A 15394-nucleotide genomic window follows, 5' to 3' on the forward strand; every position below is an offset into this window, starting at 1 on the left:
GGGGCGTTTCGTGGTGTGCGAGCTACCGCCTACGTGCCCGTCGCTCGCGCCGCGAGGTTGTGTCGTCGCTCACGATAGGCCGAACATGCCATGATTGTTGCCACTTGGAGGAAGCCGGACCGGGGACATCGGGAACCACCGTCGGCCCCCGGCCGTTTACCTCTTTAACTGCACCTGCAGCCGAACTGCGCGATGTATCGAGTAGACCGTACGCGGTAACGTGGCTTGTCCGCATCCGAACCCCCGCGGAACCGGACGCGCCAGACGCATCGCTAGGCAAGAACCGGAGACACCGGAAAGGACTGGCCGCCCCGGCCGACGCTCTATGAACCGCAAGACTGTGTTTCGCACCCTGGCCATAGTCTCGGGCGTTTTGCTCGTGATCTATGCGTTCAGCTACTTCGGCAACGACACGCGGGGCTGGAAGAGCGTCGATACATCGGTTGCCCTCAGCCAGCTCGAGAACAAGAGCAATGTGCAGAACGTCCAGATCGATGATCGCGAGCAGCAGCTGCGCATCGAGCTGAAGGACGGCAACGACGCCACCGGCGGGCAGAACAGAATCATCGCGAAGTATCCGGGCGGCAGCGAGACCTCCGCCCAGATCTTCTCGGCCGTGAAGAACTCCGGCGCCCCCTACAACACCGTCGTCAAGCAGGAGAGCTGGTTCACCCAGATCCTGCTGTTCGTGTTGCCGATGGTCATCCTGCTCGGCCTGTTCATCTTCGTGATGGCCAGGATGCAGGGCGGCGGCCGTGGCGGCATGATGGGCTTCGGCAAGTCGAAGGCCAAACAGCTGTCCAAGGACATGCCCAAGACCACGTTCGCCGACGTGGCCGGAGCCGACGAGGCGGTCGAGGAACTCTACGAGATCAAGGACTTCCTGCAGAACCCGGTCCGCTACCAGGCCCTCGGCGCCAAGATCCCCAAGGGTGTGCTGCTCTACGGCCCGCCCGGCACCGGCAAGACCTTGCTGGCCCGCGCCGTCGCCGGCGAGGCCGGTGTGCCGTTCTTCACCATCTCGGGTTCGGACTTCGTCGAGATGTTCGTCGGCGTCGGCGCCTCCCGGGTGCGCGACCTGTTCGAGCAGGCCAAGCAGAACAGCCCCTGCATCATCTTCGTCGACGAGATCGACGCGGTCGGCCGCCAGCGCGGCGCGGGCCTCGGCGGCGGTCACGACGAGCGCGAGCAGACCCTCAACCAGCTGCTGGTCGAGATGGACGGCTTCGGCGACCGTACCGGCATCATCCTGATCGCCGCGACCAACCGCCCCGACATCCTGGACCCGGCCCTGCTGCGTCCCGGCCGGTTCGACCGCCAGATCCCGGTGGGCAACCCGGACCTCGCCGGTCGCCGCGCCATCCTGCGGGTGCACTCGCAAGGCAAGCCGATCTCTCCGGACGCCGATCTGGACGGCCTGGCCAAGCGCACCGTCGGCATGTCCGGCGCCGATCTGGCCAACGTGATCAACGAGGCCGCACTGCTCACCGCCCGCGAGAACGGCGCGGTGATCACCGGTGAATCGCTGGAGGAATCGGTCGACCGGGTGATCGGCGGTCCGCGCCGCAAGAGCCGGATCATCAGCGAGCACGAGAAGAAGATCACGGCCTATCACGAGGGCGGTCACACCCTGGCCGCCTGGGCGATGCCGGACATCGAGCCGGTCTACAAGGTCACCATCCTGGCGCGCGGGCGCACCGGCGGTCACGCCATGACGGTGCCCGAGGACGACAAGGGCCTGATGACCCGCTCGGAGATGATCGCCCGACTGGTCATGGCCATGGGCGGCCGCGCGGCCGAGGAACTGGTGTTCCACGAGCCGACCACCGGCGCGTCCTCCGATATCGACCAGGCCACCAAGATCGCGCGCGCGATGGTCACCGAGTACGGCATGAGCGCACGGCTGGGCGCGGTGCGTTACGGCCAGGAGCAGGGCGACCCGTTCCTCGGTCGCTCGATGGGCATGGGCTCGGACTACTCGCACGAGGTGGCCGGCGCGATCGACGAGGAGGTGCGCAACCTCATCGAGGCCGCGCACACCGAGGCGTGGGCGATCCTCAACGAGTACCGTGACGTGCTCGACGACCTGGCCACCGCACTGCTGGAGCGGGAGACCCTGCACCGGAAGGATCTCGAGCAGATCCTCGCGTCGGTGCAGAAGCGCCCGCGGATCACCGCGTTCAACGATTTCGGCGAGCGCGTCCCCTCGGACAAGCCGCCGGTGAAGACTCCGGGCGAGCTGGCCGCCGAGCGCGGCGAGTCGTGGCCGCCGGAGCCGGTGGCACAGCCGGTGGCCGCGTCGGCGCAGCGTGAGCCGCAGGCCGCCAACGGTTACCCGCCGCACGAGAGCGGATACGGCGCTCCGCCGCAGTATGCCCGCCCGCCCGCACCCGGCTACCCGCTGCCGCAGGTGCCCGCTCCGGCCTATCCGCGCCAGGGCACGCATGGTTCGCGGCCCGACTACGGCGCTCCGGCCGGCTGGTCGGCTCCCGGCTGGCCCCCTCGGGACGAGCCGCAGCAGGGGCAGTCCGGCTGGGGCGACCCGCAGCAACCGCGGCACGGCTACCAGCAGTGGGGCCCGCAGGGTGCGCCCGAGGGCGGTTACGACCGGGACGGGTACGGCGATCGCGGTGGTTACGATGAGCCGCGCCGCGTCGATCCGCACGGTGAAGGCGACAACGGTGATTGGGATGGACCGAACGGTCGTCACTGATCGGTGACGATTAGGCTCGACCATCGGGGGGTGCCGAGAGATTGCCGGCGCCCCGGGAGTTTGGAGGTGTCCTCGATTGTCGCCGAACGAGCATGGCGGTGGTCACACCCTCGCCGAAGCGGACAGTGTTGATTACGACGGTATCGATCTCGGCGTCACCGAGCCCGGCCTCGTCGCCTTGGAGACCGGCAGGTCGTTCGACCAGGCGCGGGCCGAGGCGGCGGTGCGTGAGTTGTTGCTCGCCGTCGGGGAGGATCCGGATCGGCCCGGGCTGCTCGAGACACCCGCCCGGGTCGCGCGCGCCTACCGGGAGACCTTCGCCGGGCTGTACGTGGAACCGGACTCGGTGCTCAACACGACGTTCGACGAGGGCCATCAGGAACTCGTGCTGGTCCGGGACATCCCGATGTACTCCACTTGCGAGCACCACCTGGTGTCCTTCCACGGCGTCGCCCATGTGGGCTACATCCCCGGTCCGCACGGCCGGGTCACCGGACTGTCCAAGCTCGCCCGGCTGGTCGACCTGTACGCCAAGCGCCCGCAGGTGCAGGAGCGGCTGACCAGCCAGATCGCCGACGCGATGATGCGCAAACTGGACCCGCGCGGCGCGATCGTGGTGGTCGAGGCCGAGCACCTCTGCATGGCGATGCGGGGCATCCGCAAGCCGGGCGCCAGTACGACCACCTCCGCGGTGCGCGGGCTGCTGCAGTCCAACGCCGCCTCCCGCGCCGAGGCGCTCGATCTGATCCTGCGGAAGTGAGCGAGCCCGCGGTGTCCGAACCGAGTAGCCGAGGGCGCGCACCGACCGGAGCGACCACGGCGGACACCGCCGCCGGAGCGACCGCGTCCCCGGACACGTCATCGGCGCCGCCGGGTGCAGCGGGGGCGAGCCGGTTCGCCGACGTCCGCGCCCGCGACGGACGTTCCTGCGTGGTGATGGGCGTCGTGAACGTCACCAGCGATTCGTTCTCCGACGGCGGGCGATACCTCGATCCCGAGCTGGCCATCGCGCACGGCATGCGCCTGCACGCCGCGGGCGCGGACATCATCGACGTCGGCGGTGAGTCGACCAGGCCGGGCGCGGTTCGCATCGACGCGGCGACCGAGGCCGCACGGGTGACGCCGGTCATCCGCGGACTGGTCGCCGCGGGCGTGCCGACCAGCGTGGACACCATGCGCGCCGCGGTAGCCGCCGCGGCGATCGAAGCCGGTGTCTCGGTGGTGAACGACGTCTCCGGCGGCCGCGCCGATGCCGACATGGTGCGGGTGGTCGCGTCCGCGCGGGTTCCGTGGATTCTCATGCACTGGCGGGCGGGCGCCGACTACCGGCACACCGGACCGGCGGACCACTACGACGACGTGGTCGCGGAGGTGCTGTCGGAGTTGACCGCGCAGGTGGACATGGCCGTCGCCGCGGGCGTGGATCCGTCCCGGCTGCTCCTCGATCCCGGTCTGGGCTTCGCGAAGAACGCCGAGCACAACTGGGCCCTGCTCGGCGCGCTGCCCGAATTGGTCGAGCACGGGCTGCCGGTCCTCATCGGCGCTTCGCGCAAGCGCTTCCTCGGTGCGCTGCTGGCCGACGAGGCGGGGCCGCGTCCACCGGACGGCCGGGAGACGGCCACCGCGACCATCTCGGCGCTGGCCGCGCTGCACGGCGCGTGGGGCGTGCGCGTGCACGACGTGCGCGCTTCGCTGGACGCGATCACGGTCACCGACGCGTGGCAGAATGCCGCACGGCTGCGCGCCACACAGCACGACACCGCCCGATCCAGTGCGCAAGGAGCTCAACGATGAGCCGGTCCCCGGTCCACGCCGAAGACGATGCACCGCCCCGTGATTCGGCGATCCGGCGCGGCGCCGACCGCATCGAGCTGCGCGGCTTGCGCGCCTACGGGCACCACGGTGTGTTCGAGCACGAACGGCGCGACGGTCAAGAGTTCCTCGTCGACCTGACGGTCTGGGTGGATTTCGCCCTGGCCGCCGCGTCCGACGATCTCGCGGCGACGGTCGATTACGGCGCGCTGGCCGAGCGTGCGGTCCGCATCGTCCAAGGCGAGCCGCGCGACCTCATCGAAACGGTGGTGTCGGAGATCGCCGACGACGTGATGACCGATCCGCGGATCAGATCGGTCGAGGTGGTGCTGCACAAACCGTCCGCGCCGATTCCACACTCGTTCGCCGACGTCCGGGTGATCACCTCGCGCCACCGGGAGGAGCCCGCCGGATGAGCGAGCTGGATTGCGGCACGGCCTTTTCCGCCGTGCCGGGCGCCGCGGAGGCGCGCCGATGACCCGTGCCGTGCTATCCATCGGTTCCAATCTGGGTGACCGGCTCGCGCATCTGCGCAGCGTCCTGGACGGGTTCGGCCACCGTGTGCTGGCCGTCTCCGCCGTGTACTCCACCGCACCGTGGGGTGGCGTCCCGCAGGAGGACTACCTGAACGCCGCTGTGCTGGCGGAGGATCCGGCCTTCGGCTGCGCCGACTGGCTGCGGCGCGGCCAGGAGCTGGAGCAAGCCGCGGGACGAGTTCGCGACGTGCGTTGGGGCGCACGCACGCTGGACGTGGACGTGGTCTGGTGCGCCGAGGTGCGCGACGGGGAGCCGGTCGCGTGCCGCAGCGCGGATCCCGATCTGCTGCTGCCGCACCCGCAGGCGCATCGGCGCGCCTTCGTCCTGGTGCCGTGGCTGGACGTGGCGCCGGACGCGGTGCTCGAGGTCGACGGCGCACCGCACGCCGTGGCGGGTCTGCTGGCGCGGCTGGATCCGGCCGAGCGCGCGGGAGTGCGCCGCACCGAGTTCTCGCTGACGGGCACGCCGTCGTGAAACTGAAACCGACGCGCATCCTCGATCTCGTGGCGAACGTGCTGATCGCCGCGATCGCCGCGTGGATCGCCACCCGGATGGCCTACGACAACTTCCCGCCGATCTCGATCTTCGCGGGCGCGTCGTTGTACCCGGTGGCCGCCATCGAAGCGGTGCTCGCGTTCGTCATCCGGGCGCGGGTCAACGACCACGAGATCGGCGACGGCCGCCACCAGTTGCATCCGATCACCGCGGCCCGCGCCGTCGCGCTGGCCAAGGCGTCGGCGCAGGTCGGTTCGATCGCCGCGGGCATCTGGCTGGGCTTCCTGTGCTGGGTCTTCCCCCAGCGCGGCACGCTGCGCGCGGCTGCCGCCGACAGCCCCGGCGCGATTGTCGGGATGCTGGCGGGGGTCGCTTTGGTTGCTGCGGCCCTCTGGCTGGAGTACTGCTGCCGGGCGCCGGAGGATCCGACCGACGATGCGGCAACTACTTAGCTAGTCGGACGAACGGAATCACAAGACGGAATCTGGGCGCGGCTCGAGCTATTGGCTACCCTGGCTGGCATGGTTTCACCCTCCCGTAGCAGCACTTCCCGTACCCGGCGGGACGATGCGGGAAAATTGTTCGTGGGCGTCCTCATCGTGCTCGGTCTGGTTGCCAGCGTTTTCCTGATCTTCAGTAACAGCGTGGAGTTCGTACGGGTAGGTCTGGTCGCGGCGCTGTGGGCCGGGGCAATCGGCGCTCTGGCTGCGACGAAGTACCGCAAAGAGGCGACGATCGACAAGGCGAAGGTGCGTGATCTGCAGACCGTCTACGAGTTGCAGCTGGAGCGGGAGGTCACCGCGCGCCGCGAGTACGAGCTCGGCGTCGAGGCGCGGGTCCGCGAGGAAGTGGGAGCCGACGCGGCCGAACTCGCGGCCTTGCGCGCGGAGCTCACCGTGCTGCGCCAGAGCCTGCAGCGGTTGTTCGACGGCGATCTGCCGACGGATCGACCGGCGTTGCGCGCCGACGCCACCCGGATCCAGGAGCTGACCAGCTCGGGCGCCGAATCCGGGAACAATAGCTCCGCGAATGCCGGAATGTGCTCGATGTTCGCCGACCAGCAACCGCGTAGCAGTATGACGCCGATTTTCGAGCCCGATCATCCCGAGCCGCCGGTCTTCGCCAGCCCCTTCGACGACCCGGTGACCGCGGAGACCGCGGTCGTCTCCCTCGACGACGACGCCGACCAGGCCGACGCGGAGCAGGCGCACTCCGCCGAGCCGCGCGGCTGGGCCGACGCCTTCACCGAGGCCGTGGACGAGCCGCTGGACGATCCGCCGACCCAGCCTGCCGTGCGGCCGCAACCGAAGCCCGAACCGGCCCCACGGCCTGCCTCCGCCCCCGCCATGGGCACGCCCAGCGCGCGCAGGCGGCGCCGGGCCGACAGCGACGACGAGACGCCGTCGCGCCGGCTCTCGGTAGCGGAGATCATGGCCAACTTGCAGTCGGAGGAGCGCGAACGCCGCTGATGAGGGCCGGGCACCGGCCCCGCACTGCGGCCTAGATCACGCGCGCACCCCGTGGCGGCGGTGAACCGCCTGCCGATATCCTCTTGGCGTACCGTCCGGTACCCGCATGGCGGGACTGGAACGACATCGAGAGGACAACGTTGACCTCGAGAAGCGTGAATTCCGACAACGCTGCTTCGGGCTACGACCCCGCGCCCGCACGCCTGACGGTGGGAATCGTCTCGGCGGGACGCGTGGGATCGGCATTGGGCGCCGCACTCGAGCGGGCCGGACATGTGGTGTTCGGCGTCTGCGCGATCTCCGACGCCTCGGTGCGCCGTGCCCGCACCCGGCTGCCCGATTCGGAGATCCTGCCGATCGAACAGGTGGCCGCACGCAGCGAGCTGCTGCTGCTCGCCGTGCCCGACGCCGAGCTCGCCGGTCTGGTTCGCGGCCTGGCCGGTGCCGGCGTGGTCCGGCCCGGCACCATCGTGGCGCATACCTCCGGCGCGAACGGCGTCGGCGTACTCGCGCCCCTGGCCGAGATGGGCGCCCTTCCGCTGGCCATCCACCCGGCGATGACCTTCACCGGACACGACGAGGACGTGACCCGGCTGGGCAACGCGTGTTTCGGCATCACCGCGGCCGACGAGGTGGGTTACGCCATCGCACAGTCGCTGGTGATCGAGATGGGCGGTGAACCGGTCCGCGTGCCGGAGCAGAATCGGCCGCTCTATCACGCCGCGCTCGCGCACGGCAGCAATCACCTGGTCACGGTGATCGTCGACGCGGTGGCCGCGTTGCGCGCCGCGCTGTCCGGGCCCGGCCTGCTCGGTCAGCAGCTGGTCGACGACCAACCGAACGGCTTGGCCGAGCGTCTGCTCGCCCCCCTGGCCTCGGCGGCGCTGGACAACGCGTTGCGTCGCGGCCAGTCGGCGCTGACCGGTCCGGTCGCCCGCGGCGACGCGGACGCGGTGGCCGCCCATCTGGACGCGTTGGCGTCGGTCGATGCCAGGTTGGCCGAGGCGTATCGCGCGTTGTCGCTGCGCACGGCCCAGCGGGCCGGAACCGCGCCCGCTGTCATCGAGCTGCTGGAAGGACGCTGATGTTGGACCCGAAATTGCGCGGCGCCTACCACCCCGGCGCGCTGACCGTGCACCACGATCCCGCGGTGGTGGGCGCGGTGTCCGCCGCCCTGCGCGGCGTCGGCCGCACCGTCGCCCTGGTGCCGACCATGGGCGCGCTGCACGAGGGGCACTTGGAGATCGTCCGGCTGGCCAAGCGGACCAACCAGGTCGTCATCGTGTCGATCTTCGTCAACCCCCTCCAGTTCGGCGCGAACGAGGACCTGGACAAGTACCCCCGCACGCTGGACGCCGACGTCGAGCTGTTGCGTGCGGAGGGCGTCGAGCTGGTGTTCGCGCCGAGCGTGGCCGACATGTACCCGGACGGTCCGCGCACCACCGTGCACCCCGGTCCGCTGGGCGCGGAACTGGAGGGGGCCAGCCGCCCGACGCATTTCGCGGGCATGCTCACCGTGGTCGCCAAACTGTTGCAGATCGCGCGGCCCACCGAAGCGTTCTTCGGCGAGAAGGACTATCAGCAGCTCACGTTGATCCGGCAGATGGTTCGCGACCTGAACTTCGACGTCCGGATCACCCCGGTGGTGACCGTCCGTGAGCCCGACGGCCTCGCGCTGTCCTCGCGCAACCGCTATCTGGACCCGGTGCAGCGCGAAGCGGCGCTCGCCCTGTCGGCCGCGCTGTCGGCGGGCAAGCACGCGGGCGGTCTCGGCGGCGACGCGGTGCTCGCGGCCGCCCGCCGAGTGCTCGATGCCGCGACCGGCGTGGACCTCGACTACTTGGAGCTGCGCTCGGCCACCTTGGGCCCCGCCCCGGCTACGGGCAACGCCAGACTGTTGATCGCGGCCCGGGTCGGCGCGACCCGGCTGATCGACAACATCGCCGTCACGCTCGGCGCTCCGATCGACGGCCATCCCAACGTCTCCGGTTCGCGGTCCGCCGTGGACTTGTCCCAGCCTGTCCCGGCGGTGTCGGATCCCGCCTCGTTTCCTTCCGCGAACTAGAAAGGTCGACGCAATGCTGCGCACCATGATGAAGTCGAAGATCCACCGTGCCACCGTGACGCACGCCGATTTGCACTACGTCGGCTCGGTCACCGTCGACCAAGACCTGCTCGACGCCGCCGACCTGCTGGAAGGCGAACAGGTCTGCATCGTGGACATCGACAACGGGGCCCGCCTGGAGACCTATGTCATCGCCGGTGAGCGGGGTTCCGGGGTGATCGGGATCAACGGCGCCGCGGCGCACCTGGTGCACCCGGGCGATCTCGTCATCCTGATCGCCTACGGCCAGCTGAACGAGCAGGAAATCGCCGAGTACGACCCGAAGGTGGTGTTCGTCGACGAGCGCAACCGCCCGGTCGAGCTCGGTTCGGATCCGGCCCACGCGCCGGAGGGCTCGGGCCTGACCTCGCCGCGCTCGCTGTCGTTCGTCTGAGGAGCGGCGACCCGGACATGCTGCTGACCATCGATGTCCGCAACACGAGTATCGAACTCGGTTTGTTCTCCGGTTCCGGAGCGCATTCGAAACTGGTTCGGCACTGGCGGATGCACACCAATCCGCTGCTGACCGCCGACGAATTCGCCATGCAGGTGCGCGGGCTGGTCGGCGCGCAACTGGACGAGGTGATCGGCGTCTCCGCGCTTTCGACGGTACCGCCCGTGCTGCGCGAACTGCGCGGGATGCTCAGCCAATACTGGGGACACGTTCCGCACGTCTTGGTGGAACCCGGTGTGCGCACGGGGATTCCGCTGCTGGTGGACAATCCCAAAGAAGTGGGCGCCGACCGCATCGTCAATTGCCTGGCGGCTTACCAGCGGTATTCCGCGCCCGCGATCGTCGTCGATTTCGGCACGGCGATCTGTGTGGATCTGGTGTCGAAGAAGGGCGAGTTCCTCGGCGGAATCATCGCGCCCGGGGTGGAGATCTCCACCGAAGCCCTGGTGGAGCGCAGTGCGCTGCGGCGGGCGGAGTTGACCAGGCCGCGGTCGGTGCTGGGCAAGAACAGCATGGAATGCATGCAATCGGGCGCGGTGTTCGGTTTCGCCGGACTGGTGGACGGCCTGATCGATCGGATTCGCGACGAGTTCGACGCCTTCGCCGGCGACGATGTCGCGGTGGTGGCGACCGGTGCCACCGCGCCATTGATCGTCCCGGAATCGGAAACGATCGACGATCACGATCCGCACCTCACGCTGACCGGGCTGCGACTCGTATACGAACGCAACCAGCGGCGCAAGGGAAGTGTCTGATATGCGCGGTGTTGGATTTGTCGCAGGACCGGAGTTGTCGGCACCGCGTCGTCTGCTGTTAAACTCACTCTCGTGACGTTCTACGTGAGCACCCAGGAGTGTTGTCGAGGCTGACGTGCCTCGACCGATCGAGGCTGAGTTCCCGCCCTCGACCGATACCTTCCTCCTGGAGATTCGCTCATGCGTTCTTCTGTTCTTTCCCTTTCTTCCGCGCGTACCGCGCTGTCGGCCACCCCGCCGGTGGAACGTTCGGTGGCGCCCGCCTTACCCACCCGGTTGCGCCCCGCCGATCTGCTGCGGCTGACCGACGAGGGCGCCGAGGACGTGCTGGCCGGACGGTACGACCACCTGCTTCCCGCCGCTGGGAATTGGCCGGCGGACGAGCGCTGGGCGGCCAGACTGCTCACCGACGACGAGGTGGACGTCTGGCTGATCAGCTGGACGCCGGGCAAGTCGACCGAACTGCACGACCATGCCGGGTCGCTCGGCGCACTCACCGTGCTCAGTGGGGCGCTGTCCGAATACCGATGGAACGGAACAGAATTGCGCTGCCGCACGCTCGCGGCGGGTGACCAGGCTTCGTTCCCGATCGGCTGGGTGCACGACGTCATGCGCGCGCCGGCCGCGGTGCCCGGCGCGGCCGAATCCGCGGGCCCGCTCGATCCGACGCTGAGCGTGCACGCCTATTCCCCGCCCCTCACTGCCATGTCGTATTACGAGGTGACCGGTCACGGCACCCTGCGGCGCACTCGAACCGTCCTCACCGACCAGCCCGAAGGTGACATGTGATGACCCGTTTGACCATCGATCAGATGCTCGAGAACGCACGGGCGCAGCTCGACCGGATCTATGCCTTCGAATTGCCGGAAGCCATCGAGCGCGGCGCCATTCTGGTGGATATCCGGCCGCAGGCCCAGCGCGGACGGGAGGGTACCTTGCCGGGTGCTCTCGTGATCGAGCGCAATGTCCTGGAATGGCGGCTGGATCCCACCAGTTCCGCCCGCCTGGCGCTGGCCGCCGATCACGACGTGGAATGGATCGTCGTCTGCTCGGAGGGCTATACCTCCAGCCTGGCCGCCGCCGCGTTGCGGCAACTCGGACTGCATCGGGCGACCGATCTGGTGGGCGGCTACCAGGCGCTGAAGGCGGCCGGGCTGTTGAACGTCGCCGTCGGGGCACCGCACTTCGCGCGGGAGGCCGACGCGCTCGCCTTGCTGTAATTCCGCCGTCAACACTTCCATCTCGAAATAGCCGGTCGCGCAGGTGTTTTCGCACACAGCATGATGCGCACCGGCTATTTCGCGTCTTTGGCGGGCAAGCCGGGGCCTCCTGGGCGGGACGCCGCATCGATACCGTTTCGTTACTCCGGGTCGGAGTCCGGGCGGCGCGCAAAACGATTTCCGGTGCACGCTAGGGTTGTTCGATGTGAGCACCCCGAACTCTGCATCTTCCAGCGCATCGACATCGGATTCGCGGCCTGCCGTGGCGCCCGCCGCCGACGATGCCCCGGAGCAGATACGGATTCGACGGGAGAAGCGGGAGCGGCTGCTGGCTGCCGGTGGCGAGGCCTATCCCGTCGTCGTGCCGCGCACGCATACCCTGGCGGAAATTCGGGCCGCATATCCGGACCTGGCCGCCGACACCGCCACCGGGCAACAGGTGGGCGTCGCCGGGCGCGTCATATTCCTGCGCAATACCGGCAAGTTGTGTTTCGCGACACTGCAGGAGGGCGACGGCACCAAGCTGCAGGCGATGATCAGCCTGAACGGGGTCGGCGCGGACGCCCTCGCCGCCTGGAAGGCCGACGTCGACCTCGGTGACTTCGTTTTCGTGCACGGCGAGGTCATCTCCTCACGGACCGGGGAACTGAGCGTCATGGCCGATTCCTGGTTCATGGCGGCGAAGGCGCTGCGACCGCTGCCGGTGGCGCATAAAGAGATGAACGAGGAGTCGCGGGTCCGGCAGCGTTATGTGGACCTGATCGTGCGCCCGGAGGCCAGGGAAATGGCCCGTACCCGCATCGCCGTGGTGCGCGCGCTGCGCGCCGCGCTGGAGCGCAGGGGCTTCCTCGAGGTGGAGACGCCCATGCTGCAGACGCTGCACGGCGGCGCGGCGGCCCGCCCGTTCGTCACCCATTCCAACGCCCTCGACATGGACCTCTACCTGCGCATCGCGCCCGAGCTGTTCCTGAAGCGCTGTGTGGTGGGCGGCTTGGAGCGGGTCTTCGAGATCAACCGGAACTTCCGGAACGAGGGCGCGGACTCCACCCATTCCCCCGAGTTCGCGATGCTGGAGACATACCAGGCATACGGCACCTATGACGACTCGGCGGTCATGATCCGGGAATTGGTGCAGGAAGTGGCGCAGGAGGCCTTCGGTACCCAGGTGGTGACCCTGGCCGACGGCACCGAATACGATCTTCGCGGCGAGTGGGCCACCGTCGAGATGTACCCTTCGCTGTCCGACGCGCTAGGCGTGCGGGTCACTCCGGAAACGTCGGTCGCCGAATTGCGCGCGCTCGCCGATCGGGTCGGTCTGGAAATTCCGGAGGGCAAGGGCTACGGCCACGGGAAACTCGTCGAGGAACTCTGGGAACACCAGTATGGTGACAAGCTGTACGCGCCGACTTTCGTGCGCGACTTCCCGGTGGAGACCTCCCCGTTGACCAGGCAGCATCGCAGCACCGCGGGTGTGACGGAGAAGTGGGATCTCTATGTGCGCGGCTTCGAGTTGGCCACGGGCTATTCGGAGTTGGTCGACCCGGTGATCCAGCGCGAGCGGTTCGTCGATCAGGCTCGGCTGGCCGCGCAGGGTGACGACGAGGCGATGGTGCTCGACGAGGACTTCCTCGCGGCGATGGAGCACGGCATGCCGCCGACCACCGGAACGGGTATGGGAATCGATCGGTTGTTGATGGCGCTGACCGGATTGGGAATCCGAGAAACGATACTGTTCCCAATTGTGCGTCCGGTCACCAGGTGACCACTGGATTGCAAAGCAGCGGCTCCGTCTTGGAATTTCCGGAATTCGGGGTATTCTTGCCTCGGGTAATCGGCCTAGTATGCGGGTCGCACGATTTCGAGAGGACGTTCATCTCATGGCAAAGAAGGTCACCGTTAGCCTGATCGACGATGTCGACGGTGAGTCCATCGCAGACGAGACCATCGAGTTTGCGATCGACGGTGTGTCGTACGAGATCGACCTGTCGTCGGCAAATGCGGCGAAGCTGCGCGACGGTTTGGAGGAGTGGGTTACGAATGCCCGCCGGGTGAGCGGTCGCCGCCGGGTCAAGGCCGCCGCGGCTGCCACGGGCACTCCCAAGAGCCGGGTCTCGATCGATCGGGAACAAAGCGCTGCAATTCGTGAGTGGGCGCGTCGGAATGGGCACAAGGTGTCCGCGCGGGGCCGCATCTCCGCCGACATCACCGACGCGTACAACAAGGCCGCGAAGGGATAGTTCTTTTTCCGGCCGCCGTCCCGGCGAATCGTGCGACGTCGGGGCGGCGGTCTTGTTTGTGATAGGGCTTCGATATAGCAGCGAGACCAGATCACACGGCAGGCCGTCCGCGGCGGATGAATCGATCTTGCTCGCGGTACCCGGACGCGGCACCATGGAAACGTGCGACGGTCACTGGCGGTATGGAGAGGTGAGGTATCGGCACAGTGACAGGATTCGTCGGATCATTCTTGCGGTTCACCGATGACGCCGGCCGGCAGCAGGAGTTCACGCTGACTCCCGACCGCGGGCGCGTCACCATCGGCCGCTCCCCGCATGCCGATCTCGCTCTGAGCTGGGACGCCGAGGTCTCCCGGCTGCACGCGGCGGTCGAATACCTCGGTGCCCACTGGACCATCGTGGACGACGGCCTCTCCCGCAACGGCACGTTCGTCAACGGGGACCGGCTCGTCGGCCGCCGCAGGCTGATGGCGGGCGACGTCATCCGCGTCGGCACCTCGCGGGTGTCGTTCCACGACTTCGGCGGCGTATCCGACGACATCACCCGTACGTCCACCGGCTCGATACCGACCGCGCGCTCGCTCACCGAAACGCAGCGCTCGGTCCTGATCGCACTGTGCCGTCCGTACAAGCACGGTGCGGGTTTCGCCACTCCCGCCTCGAATCAGCAGATCGCCGAGGAGTTGTTCCTCAGCGTGGACGCGATCAAGACCCATCTGCGCGCGCTGTTCGCGAAGTTCGGGGTGGAGGACCTGCCGCAGAACCAGAAGCGTGTGCGGCTGGCGGGACTGGCCATGCAGAGTGGGCTCATTTCCGATCGGGACCTGTGAGACCTCCACCGTAGACGCTCGCGCAGCCGGTCGAGCTTCTCGACCATGGAGAGTGACCGGGGCAGCGGCTTGACTGGGAGACGCGCAGCCGGAGCGACGACGACTCCGGCCGGTTCCCAGCAGGAGGAAGTCATGACCGCCACCCGCCTCGCCGCACTGGTGCTCGCCACGCTGGCGACGGGCCTGATCGCGGGCCTGTTCTACGCGTACGCCAACTCGGTGATGCCCGCGCTGGCCCGCACCGACGATCGCGCCATGATCGACGTGATGCAGAAGATCAACGTGGTGATCATCAATCCGTGGTTCATGATCGCCTTCCTCGGCACGGTGGGGTTCACCATCCTGGCGGCGGCGCTGCACCTGGGACGAGAGCACCGGAGCACGCTGATCTGGATCGTGCTCGCGCTGGTGCTCAACATCGTCGCCTTCGCGGTGACCTCGGGGCTGAACGTCCCGCTCAACGACCAGCTGGCCGCCGCGGGTGACCCGGCGTCGATCACCGACCTCGCCGCGGTGCGCGCCGATTTCGAATCCGCCTGGGTCCGCTGGAACGTCCTGCGCGGCGTCCTGCACACGCTGGCCTTCCTGGTGCTGTGCGGCGCGCTGGTCGTCGCGGGCGTGCAGCATGGCAAGGCGGCGGCCACGGCGCCGCACCACTCCCCGGCGTCCGCCTTCGGTCAGAGCTAGTTTCCGCGGCGACCCGCCGGAATCTGCCTCGTCCGGGCCACTTCGTGCGGTAGCTTCCCGGGAAGACGAGACCGGACCGGG

Annotated in this window: 17 protein-coding genes; all 17 read left to right on the top strand. The window is 68.5% G+C overall.

Features of this window, described 5'->3' with window-relative positions:
• The first annotated feature begins 325 nt into the window (after positions 1-325).
• The 17 genes from ftsH to GVY64_RS15480 all read left to right on the top strand — a co-directional run bounded on the left by ftsH (position 326) and on the right by GVY64_RS15480 (position 15313).
• Positions 326-2713: an ATP-dependent zinc metalloprotease FtsH gene (ftsH, locus tag GVY64_RS15400; RefSeq protein ID WP_159841906.1), complete on the top strand. Its 2388-nt coding sequence runs from the start codon at positions 326-328 to the stop codon at positions 2711-2713.
• 142 nt (positions 2714-2855) lie between these two features.
• Positions 2856-3473 carry a GTP cyclohydrolase I FolE gene (gene folE, locus GVY64_RS15405; protein ID WP_201298032.1) on the top strand — a complete coding sequence of 206 codons (618 nt, stop codon included), beginning with the start codon at positions 2856-2858 and terminating at the stop codon, positions 3471-3473.
• A gap of 176 nt (positions 3474-3649) precedes the next feature.
• On the top strand, positions 3650-4507 hold the full coding sequence (gene folP / locus GVY64_RS15410; protein WP_159842270.1) for a dihydropteroate synthase: 858 nt from the start codon (positions 3650-3652) through the stop codon (positions 4505-4507).
• Positions 4504-4941: a dihydroneopterin aldolase gene (gene folB, locus GVY64_RS15415; protein ID WP_159841910.1), complete on the top strand. Its 438-nt coding sequence runs from the start codon at positions 4504-4506 to the stop codon at positions 4939-4941. The genes folP and folB overlap by 4 nt, the downstream gene beginning before the upstream one ends.
• Positions 4942-4999: 58 nt before the next feature.
• Positions 5000-5536 (top strand): 2-amino-4-hydroxy-6-hydroxymethyldihydropteridine diphosphokinase, encoded by a 537-nt coding sequence (folK, locus tag GVY64_RS15420; protein ID WP_159841912.1) that lies wholly within the window; start codon positions 5000-5002, stop codon positions 5534-5536.
• Positions 5537-5538: 2 nt separating this feature from the next.
• Complete coding sequence (locus GVY64_RS15425) at positions 5539-6009, top strand: DUF3180 domain-containing protein (RefSeq protein WP_159842272.1); 471 nt, start codon at positions 5539-5541, stop codon at positions 6007-6009.
• A gap of 69 nt (positions 6010-6078) precedes the next feature.
• Positions 6079-7026 carry a DUF6779 domain-containing protein gene (locus GVY64_RS15430; RefSeq protein ID WP_159841914.1) on the top strand — a complete coding sequence of 316 codons (948 nt, stop codon included), beginning with the start codon at positions 6079-6081 and terminating at the stop codon, positions 7024-7026.
• A gap of 155 nt (positions 7027-7181) precedes the next feature.
• Positions 7182-8111: a Rossmann-like and DUF2520 domain-containing protein gene (locus GVY64_RS15435; protein ID WP_159841916.1), complete on the top strand. Its 930-nt coding sequence runs from the start codon at positions 7182-7184 to the stop codon at positions 8109-8111.
• Positions 8111-9091 (top strand): pantoate--beta-alanine ligase, encoded by a 981-nt coding sequence (gene panC / locus GVY64_RS15440; protein WP_159841918.1) that lies wholly within the window; start codon positions 8111-8113, stop codon positions 9089-9091. The genes GVY64_RS15435 and panC overlap by 1 nt, the downstream gene beginning before the upstream one ends.
• Before the next feature lie 13 nt (positions 9092-9104).
• A complete protein-coding gene (panD, locus tag GVY64_RS15445; protein ID WP_040773236.1) occupies positions 9105-9524 on the top strand; it encodes an aspartate 1-decarboxylase in 420 nt (139 codons plus the stop codon).
• Between the two features lie 17 nt (positions 9525-9541).
• Positions 9542-10339, top strand: a complete 798-nt coding sequence (locus GVY64_RS15450) for a type III pantothenate kinase (RefSeq protein ID WP_159841920.1) — start codon at positions 9542-9544, stop codon at positions 10337-10339.
• A 180-nt stretch (positions 10340-10519) separates the two neighbouring features.
• The gene (locus tag GVY64_RS15455) at positions 10520-11128 is read left to right on the top strand and encodes a cysteine dioxygenase (RefSeq protein ID WP_159841922.1); all 609 of its coding nucleotides are present in this window, start codon (positions 10520-10522) and stop codon (positions 11126-11128) included.
• Between the two features lie 8 nt (positions 11129-11136).
• Entirely contained in the window at positions 11137-11559 is a 423-nt protein-coding gene (locus tag GVY64_RS15460) for a rhodanese-like domain-containing protein (RefSeq protein WP_159842274.1), read from the top strand.
• 262 nt (positions 11560-11821) lie between these two features.
• Positions 11822-13321, top strand: coding sequence for a lysine--tRNA ligase (gene lysS, locus GVY64_RS15465; protein WP_159842276.1), 1500 nt, complete (start codon positions 11822-11824; stop codon positions 13319-13321).
• A 115-nt stretch (positions 13322-13436) separates the two neighbouring features.
• Positions 13437-13796: a histone-like nucleoid-structuring protein Lsr2 gene (locus tag GVY64_RS15470; RefSeq protein WP_159841924.1), complete on the top strand. Its 360-nt coding sequence runs from the start codon at positions 13437-13439 to the stop codon at positions 13794-13796.
• A gap of 230 nt (positions 13797-14026) precedes the next feature.
• Complete coding sequence (locus tag GVY64_RS15475) at positions 14027-14626, top strand: FHA domain-containing protein (protein WP_051020193.1); 600 nt, start codon at positions 14027-14029, stop codon at positions 14624-14626.
• Positions 14627-14758: 132 nt separating this feature from the next.
• Positions 14759-15313 carry an anthrone oxygenase family protein gene (locus GVY64_RS15480; protein ID WP_159841926.1) on the top strand — a complete coding sequence of 185 codons (555 nt, stop codon included), beginning with the start codon at positions 14759-14761 and terminating at the stop codon, positions 15311-15313.
• Positions 15314-15394: the final 81 nt, after the last annotated feature.

The sequence above is a fragment of the Nocardia sp. CY41 genome (assembly GCF_009829325.1).
Classification (GTDB): domain Bacteria; phylum Actinomycetota; class Actinomycetes; order Mycobacteriales; family Mycobacteriaceae; genus Nocardia.

Excerpts from the sequence above, each read along its gene's own strand:
- ftsH (WP_159841906.1), top strand. The coding sequence starts at position 326 with ATGAACCGCAAGACTGTGTTTCGCACCCTGGCCATAGTCTCGGGCGTT.
- folP (WP_159842270.1), top strand. The coding sequence starts at position 3,650 with ATGGGCGTCGTGAACGTCACCAGCGATTCGTTCTCCGACGGCGGGCGA.
- folB (WP_159841910.1), top strand. The coding sequence starts at position 4,504 with ATGAGCCGGTCCCCGGTCCACGCCGAAGACGATGCACCGCCCCGTGAT.
- folK (WP_159841912.1), top strand. The coding sequence starts at position 5,000 with ATGACCCGTGCCGTGCTATCCATCGGTTCCAATCTGGGTGACCGGCTC.
- GVY64_RS15430 (WP_159841914.1), top strand. The coding sequence starts at position 6,079 with ATGGTTTCACCCTCCCGTAGCAGCACTTCCCGTACCCGGCGGGACGAT.
- panC (WP_159841918.1), top strand. The coding sequence starts at position 8,111 with ATGTTGGACCCGAAATTGCGCGGCGCCTACCACCCCGGCGCGCTGACC.
- panD (WP_040773236.1), top strand. The coding sequence starts at position 9,105 with ATGCTGCGCACCATGATGAAGTCGAAGATCCACCGTGCCACCGTGACG.
- GVY64_RS15450 (WP_159841920.1), top strand. The coding sequence starts at position 9,542 with ATGCTGCTGACCATCGATGTCCGCAACACGAGTATCGAACTCGGTTTG.
- GVY64_RS15455 (WP_159841922.1), top strand. The coding sequence starts at position 10,520 with ATGCGTTCTTCTGTTCTTTCCCTTTCTTCCGCGCGTACCGCGCTGTCG.
- GVY64_RS15470 (WP_159841924.1), top strand. The coding sequence starts at position 13,437 with ATGGCAAAGAAGGTCACCGTTAGCCTGATCGACGATGTCGACGGTGAG.
- GVY64_RS15480 (WP_159841926.1), top strand. The coding sequence starts at position 14,759 with ATGACCGCCACCCGCCTCGCCGCACTGGTGCTCGCCACGCTGGCGACG.